This is a genomic window from Rhodovulum sp. YNF3179, from assembly GCF_050586465.1.
In the GTDB taxonomy this organism is placed as follows: domain Bacteria; phylum Pseudomonadota; class Alphaproteobacteria; order Rhodobacterales; family Rhodobacteraceae; genus CAJXYS01.
In genome coordinates this window covers 1-6845 of the sequence record NZ_JBOCEG010000004.1, presented here as the reverse complement: position 1 = coordinate 6845, position 6845 = coordinate 1, and the positions used below count along the sequence as shown (strand labels likewise).

Genomic DNA, 6845 nt, shown 5'->3' with positions numbered 1-6845 from the left:
CCCCCCCCCCTTCCACTTTTTCCCCCCCCCCCTCCCCACACCCCCCCCCAACAACCCCCCCCCCCGAGTGGTTTTCTTTTTTTTTCCCCCCCCCCCCCCCCGCGATCGGGCTCGGGAAAATGGGGGCGGAATTCCGCGATCACCCGGGCATAGGTGTCGCGTTTGAAGGGCACGATCCGGGTCAGCACGTCATCGGGAGAGAGCCAGCACCAGCGCGAGAACTCGGGGTGCTCGGTCTCGATATCGATCAAGCGCTCGTCCCCGTTGAAGCGCATCAGGAACCAGCGCTGCTCCTGCCCGCGATACTTCCCGCCCCAGAGCCGGGGCACCAGATGCACCGGCAGATCGTAGGGAATCCAGTCCTCGGTCCAGGCCAGGATCTCGACCGCGTCGCGCGGGATGCCGGTCTCTTCCTCCAGCTCGCGCAGCGCCGCCTCGGCCGGGTCCTCGCCCTTTTCGATGCCGCCCTGGGGCATTTGCCAGGCATCGTAGTCCGAATCGATCCGCTGGCCGGCGAAGATGCCGCCCTCGGGGTTCATCACCATCACGCCCACGCAGGGGCGATAGGGTAGCGCGTCGATACTCGAGGCAGGCTTTTCAGGCATCCGGACCACCTGGCCGCGCCGGCCGGACGGGCCGGCGGCCCGCCCGGTCCGGCATGGTTCCCATCATTGCTGCAGCGCGTCGAGTGCACCCAGACCCTTGAGCAGGTCGAGCGCGTAGGAAAGCTGGTAGTCCTCGTCGCGGATCCGCGCCGCGGCCTCGGCCGCCTCGCGCTCTTCCTCGAGCTTCTGGCGCTCCTCCTCGCTCAGGCTGTCATTGTCCAGCCGGCCGCGCAGATTGGCCTCGGACCGGGTGCGGCGCTGCGCCTCGGCGTCGTCGTCGTCTTCGCGCGGCGGCTGCTGGGCCACGACGATGTCGGGCGAGACGCCGAGCGCCTGGATCGACCGCCCGGACGGCGTGTAGTAACGCGAGGTGGTGAGCCGCATCGCCCCGTCGCCCTTGAGCGGGATGATGGTCTGCACCGACCCCTTGCCGAAGCTCTTGGTCCCGACGACCACCGCCCGGCGGTGATCCTGCAGCGCCCCGGCGACGATTTCCGAGGCCGACGCGGACCCGCCATTGATCAGCACCACGATCGGCTTGCCGCCGGCCAGGTCGCCGTCGGTGGCGTTGTAACGCTCGCTGTCGGCGCTGTCGCGGCCGCGGGTCGAGACGATCTCGCCGGCATCGAGGAAGGCGTCGGAAACCTTGATCGCCTGGGTCAGCAGCCCGCCCGGGTTGTTGCGCAGGTCGAGCACGACGCCGTTGACGTTGTCCATGCCGCCGGCGTCCTCGACCATGTCTTGCAGGCCCTGCTCGAGGTTCGGGAAGGTCTGGTCGTTGAAGGTGGTGATCCGCAGCACGACGGTGTCGCCCTCGAGCCGGCTGCGCACCGCGGTGAGCGTGATCGTGTCGCGGACGATGGTCACGTCGAAGGGCTCGTCGATATCCTCGCGGACCACGGTGATGCTGATTTCCGAGCCGACCGGCCCGCGCATCAGCTCGACCGCCTCGTCGAGCGTCATGCCCAGGACCGATTCGCCGTCCACATGGGTGATGAAGTCGCCGGCCTCGATCCCGGCCTCGTCGGCCGGCGTGCCGTCGATCGGCGAGACCACCTTCACGAAGCCGTCTTCCTGCGTGACCTCGATGCCCAATCCGCCGAACTCGCCGCGGGTCTGGACCTGCATGTCGTCGAAATCCTTCGGCGGCAGGTAGCTCGAATGCGGATCGAGCGAGGTCAGCATCCCGTTGATCGCGGCCTCGATCAGGTCGGCCTCCTCCACCTCCTCGACATATTGCGCGCGGATGCGCTCGAAGATGTCGCCGAAGAGATCGAGTTGCTGGTAGACGGATTTGCTGGCGTCGGCTTCCTGGGCGATCAGCGGCGCGGCCACCTGCGAGGTGAGCACGATCCCGGCAAGCGTTCCGCCGAGCGCGGCCATGACGAATTTCTTCATCGCGTATCCTGTTCCTTGTTCAGCGTGAACCAGGTCTCGGGGTCCACCGGGTTCCCGTCGTGTCGGATCTCAATATAAAGCGTTTCCCGTTCTACGCCACCGGTGCCGCCGGGATCCGGCCGCAGCACCTCTTCCCCTGCCGGGCTGCCCCCGCCGAGCAGGCCGAGGGGCGCGCCTTCGGGCAGGATCTGGCCCTCTTCACCGTAGATCCTTGCGAGCCCCGCGAATACCAACAGATAACCGTCGCCGGGTTCAAGCACGATCACGTTTCCGTAGTCCAGCAGCGGCCCGGCATAAAGCAGCGTCACGGCCGCGGGGGCGGTCACCAGCGACAGCGGCGGCGCCGCGGCCACGAGCCCCGGGCGCCGGATGCCCGCCGCGTCGGCCTCGCCGAAGCGGCGCAGGACGCGCCCTGCCACGGGCAGCGGCAGCTTTCCCTTTCGGGCCGCGAACCCCGCCGGCATGGCGGCGCCGGAACGGTCCGGCAGGTTGGCGGCGAAGCCGTCCAGCGTGTCGGCGGCCTCGGCCAGCGCCCGGAGCCGGGCCGGGTCGGCATCGAACCGCACCGGCAGGTCGCGCCGCTCTGCGATGGCGGCCGAGAGCGCGCTGCGCGCCTCCTGCGCGCCGCGCAGTCCCGCCGACAGCGATTCCGCCGCGGCCGCGCGAACCTCGCGCAGGATACGGAGCCGCTCAAGCTCGGCGCCGAGCGCGGCGGCGCGCGCGTTCAACCCGGGCGTCACCTCCGAAAGGATCATCCCAGCCCGCGCCGTGCCGAGAGGTCCGGCCGGATGCACCATCAAAAGCGGTTCCGGGGTGCGCCCGATCGCCTGCAACGCCCCAAGGAGGCCGGACAACTCGTCCCGGCGCGCCGCGAATTCGAGCGCGATGGCACGTTCCTGAACGGCTGCGCGGCGCAGCCCCTCGCGAAGGGCCGCGAGCCCGTCCTCATAGGCGCGGACGGTGCGCGTCAGCGCCGCGACCCGGTCACCGGCTTCCCGCGCCTCGGCCAGCGCAAGCGCCGCCGCCTCGATCTGCTGGGCCGCGCGGCGGGCGGCGTGCCCCGGATCGGCCTGGGCCACGGCCGCGCCTGTCGCGGCGAGAAATGCCATGCAGGCCAGGAAACCGCCCAACCGCCTCATGTCACGATCAGGCTTTCCCCGGTCATCTCCGGCGGTTTCGGCAGGCCCATCAGCGCCAGGAGCGTCGGCGCCAGGTCCGCCAGCCGCCCGTCACGCAGCCGCGCCCCCGCCGGGCCACCCACAAGGATCACGGGCACCGGGTTGGTCGTGTGGGCGGTGTGCGGGCCGCCGGTCTCGGGGTCGGTCATCATCTCGCAATTGCCGTGATCGGCGGTGACGATCATCGCGCCCCCGGCCGCCTCGAGCGCATCGAGCGCCGCGCCGAGGCTCCGGTCCACCGCCGCACAGGCGGCCATGGCCGCGGCGAGGTCTCCGGTATGGCCGACCATGTCCGGGTTGGCGAAATTGACAACGATCAGGTCGTAGCCATCCCCGATCGCCTCCACGAGGTTCGCACCGACCTCGGGGGCGGCCATCTCGGGCTGCAGATCGTAGGTCGCCACCTTGGGCGATGGCGGCATGCAGCGATCCTCGCCCTCCTCGGGCTCTTCCTTGCCACCGTTCAGGAAGAAGGTGACATGGGGGTATTTCTCGGTCTCGGCCAGGCGGAACTGCCGGCGCCCGTGCCTGGCGACCCAGGCCCCGAGCGTGTTGACGATGTCGCGCTTGGGAAACACCGTGTCCATGTAGGCGTTGTGACCCTCGGAATACTCCACCATCCCCAGCATGGCCGACAGCGCGGGCCGCCGCCCGGTCTCGAATTCGGCGAAGCCCGGCGCGCCGATGGCGCGCAGGATCTCGCGGGCCCGGTCGGCGCGGAAATTGAGGCAGAAGAACCCGTCCCCGTCCCGAAAGCCGGGCGGGTCGGCGATGACGCTCGGCTCGATGAACTCGTCGGTCTCGCCCCGCTCATAGGCGGCGGCCACGGCCTGCTCGGCGCTCTCGCACTCTTCCCCGAGGCCGTTGACCATGGCGTGATAGGCCAGCGACACGCGATCCCAGCGATTGTCGCGATCCATCGCGTAGTAGCGTCCCATGACCGTCGCCACCGTCGCGCCCTCGGGCAGCCCGGCGACCAGTTCGGCGATGAACCCGTCGGCGGAGTCGGGCGCCACGTCGCGCCCGTCGGTCACGGCGTGGATCACGACCGGCACGCCGGCCCCGGCGATCACGCGCGCGGCGGCCAGGACGTGCCGGATATGGCCATGTACGCCGCCGTCGGAAATCACCCCCATGAGATGCGCGGTGCCCCCCGCGGCCTTCACCTTGTCGATGAAGGACAGGAGCGCCGGGCGCTCGAAGAAGCTGCCATCCTCGATGGCGAGATCGATCTGGCCAAGATCCATCGCCACGATGCGGCCGGCGCCGATATTGGTGTGCCCGACCTCGGAATTGCCCATCTGCCCGCGCGGCAGGCCCACGTCGGGGCCATGGGTGACCAGCGTCGCATGGGGGCATGCGGCCATGATCCGGTCGAAATGCGGCGTCTCGGCAAGCGCGGGCGCGTTCGCGTCGCGTTCGTCGCGCAGCCCCCAGCCATCGAGAATGCAAAGGACGACGGGCTTCGGTACGGTCATGGAAACTCCAGGGTCTGCCTTAACCGCCTTCTAGAACCCGCCCGGGCGCGGCGCAAGCTCAGGCGCGGTGATAGGGGCTGCCGGCCAGGATGGCCGCGGCCCTGTAGAGCTGTTCGGCGAGCATGACGCGGACCAGCATGTGCGGCCAGACCATCCTGCCGAGCGAGAGCGTCACGTCGGCGCGGGCCACAAGCTCCGGCGCGATGCCGTCGGCGCCGCCGATGACGAAGGCCGCGGCGCCCCACCCCTCGTCGCGCCAGCGGGCGAGCATGGCCGCGAAATCCGGGGACGACAGCGTCTTGCCGCGTTCGTCCAGCGCGCAGACCGCCGCGCCCTCCGGCAGGACCCGCGCGAGGAGCGCGGCCTCCGCGGCCGGGCCGCCCCCCTTGCGGTCCTCGACCTCGTGCAGCGTCAGCGGGCCAAGCCCGAGCGCCCTGCCCGTCCGGTCGAGCCGCGTCGCGTAGTCGTCGTAAAGGTCACGTTCCGGCCCCCGGCGGAGCCGGCCAACGGCGCAGACGTGAAGACGCATTCAGCCCCGGCCGGGTTGCGGCTGGGACATCCACATCTTCTCGATCTGGTAGAACTCGCGCACCTCGGGGCGGAAGATGTGCACGACCACGTCGCCGCAGTCGATCAGCACCCAGTCGCCCTGGTCCTTGCCCTCGCTGCGCGTGAGCAGGCCGAGGTCCTGCTTCAGCCGGTCCGACAGCTTCTCGGCGATGGAGACCACCTGCCGCGAGGACCGGCCCGATGCGATCACCATGTAATCGACCATCTCGGTCCGGCCGCGCAGGTCGATGGTGACCACGTCCTCGGCCTTGTCGTCTTCCAGCGAAGTGAGGATTTGCGCGAGCAGCTCCTTGCTCGCCGTCTCGTCCTGGGGCCTCACCGTCCCGGCCCCTGTGGCGGTCCCGTGTTCGACCGCTGATATGTGTTGCGACAGAACTCTGTCCTCCTATTGCAACCGCGCCGCCTTCGGTGTGGCCCCGACGCCGGGCCTGCGACAAATGTAGCAAAGCCCCCCCGCATTCTCAATGGAGCCGGGCGGAATTCCGCCCGGCATTTGCAAACCGCGCCGGGGCGCCTAGAAAGACGGCACGCCCAGGGAACAGCGCCATGCACCCCGTCACCGGGATTCTCCTCAAACTCTGCTCGGTCACCATCTTCGTGATCATGGCGAGCCTCATCAAGGCGACCGCCGATGCCGTGCCGCCGGGCCAGGCGGTGTTCTTCCGCGCGTTTTTCGCCCTTCCGGTAATCGTCGGATGGCTCGCGCTGCGCGGGGACCTGTCGCACGGGCTGCGCACGGCGAACCCGCTCGGCCATCTCTGGCGGGGGCTGGTCGGCACCAGCGCGATGGGGCTGATGTTCACCGGTCTCGGCCTTCTGCCGCTGCCCGAGGTCACCGCCATCGGCTACGCGGCCCCGCTGCTCGTCGTGATCTTCGCGGCGATGTTTCTCGGCGAAAGGGTGCGCCTCTTCCGGCTCTCGGCCGTGGCGCTGGGGCTCGCCGGCGTTCTGCTCGTGCTCTCGCCCCGCCTGACCGCGCTGGGCGATGACGCGGTGAGCCTGCGCGAGACGCTCGGCGCGGTCGTGGTGCTGGGCGCCGCGGTCTGCGCGGCGCTGGCGCAGGTTTTCGTGCGCAAGCTGGTCCGGACCGAGGCGACCGCCGCCATCGTCTTCTATTTCTCGGTCACTGCGGCCTGCCTGTCGCTGCTGACGCTGCCCTGGGGCTGGGCCTGGCCCGGCTGGGGACCGGTCGCGCTGCTGGTCCTGGCCGGGCTTCTCGGCGGGACCGGCCAGATCTTCCTGACCTCTGCCTACCGCTTCGCCGATGCCGGGGTGATCGCGCCCTTCGACTATGCCTCGATGCTGCTGGCGCTGGTGATCGGCTACGCGGTCTTCGACGAGGTGCCGACCCCGACCATGCTGGGCGGCGCCGCGCTGGTCATCACGGCCGGGATCCTGATCATCTGGCGCGAACGCGCGCTGGGGATCCGGCGTGGCAAGGCGCGCCGGGGCATGACGCCCCAGGGCTGAGGGCCCCTTCATCGTTCCGGAAATATCCTCGCCGAAGGCGAAAGCGGGGCCCGCGGATGCGGGCCGCGCCCGGGCCTCAGGCCCGCACCAGCGTCTCGTAGCTCTCAGCGATGTTGCGGGTTAGCGCCCCCACCCCGAAAACACAG

6 protein-coding genes and 1 pseudogene are annotated in these 6845 nt (G+C 70.0%); 1 reads left to right on the top strand and 6 read right to left on the bottom strand.

Features of this window, described 5'->3' with window-relative positions:
* Positions 1 to 119: 119 nt before the first annotated feature.
* The 6 genes and pseudogenes from ACQ5SP_RS07720 to rsfS all read right to left on the bottom strand — a co-directional run.
* Positions 120 to 605: pseudogene (locus ACQ5SP_RS07720) on the bottom strand (RNA pyrophosphohydrolase); the annotation flags it as partial.
* Between the two features lie 63 nt (positions 606 to 668).
* Complete coding sequence (locus ACQ5SP_RS07715; RefSeq protein WP_430937786.1) at positions 669 to 2003, bottom strand: S41 family peptidase; 1335 nt, start codon at positions 2001 to 2003, stop codon at positions 669 to 671.
* A complete protein-coding gene (locus ACQ5SP_RS07710; protein WP_430937785.1) occupies positions 2000 to 3112 on the bottom strand; it encodes a murein hydrolase activator EnvC family protein in 1113 nt (370 codons plus the stop codon). Before ACQ5SP_RS07710 ends, ACQ5SP_RS07715 begins: the two co-directional genes overlap by 4 nt.
* A 26-nt stretch (positions 3113 to 3138) precedes the next feature.
* Positions 3139 to 4659, bottom strand: a complete 1521-nt coding sequence (gene gpmI / locus ACQ5SP_RS07705) for a 2,3-bisphosphoglycerate-independent phosphoglycerate mutase (RefSeq protein ID WP_430937784.1) — start codon at positions 4657 to 4659, stop codon at positions 3139 to 3141.
* A 58-nt stretch (positions 4660 to 4717) separates the two neighbouring features.
* Entirely contained in the window at positions 4718 to 5188 is a 471-nt protein-coding gene (gene rlmH / locus ACQ5SP_RS07700) for a 23S rRNA (pseudouridine(1915)-N(3))-methyltransferase RlmH (protein ID WP_430937783.1), read from the bottom strand.
* Positions 5189 to 5548 (bottom strand): ribosome silencing factor, encoded by a 360-nt coding sequence (gene rsfS / locus ACQ5SP_RS07695; RefSeq protein ID WP_430937782.1) that lies wholly within the window; start codon positions 5546 to 5548, stop codon positions 5189 to 5191. It lies immediately after the preceding gene.
* 227 nt (positions 5549 to 5775) lie between these two features.
* Between rsfS and ACQ5SP_RS07690 the strand changes: the two genes are divergently transcribed.
* Positions 5776 to 6699 carry a DMT family transporter gene (locus tag ACQ5SP_RS07690; protein WP_430937781.1) on the top strand — a complete coding sequence of 308 codons (924 nt, stop codon included), beginning with the start codon at positions 5776 to 5778 and terminating at the stop codon, positions 6697 to 6699.
* Positions 6700 to 6845: the final 146 nt, after the last annotated feature.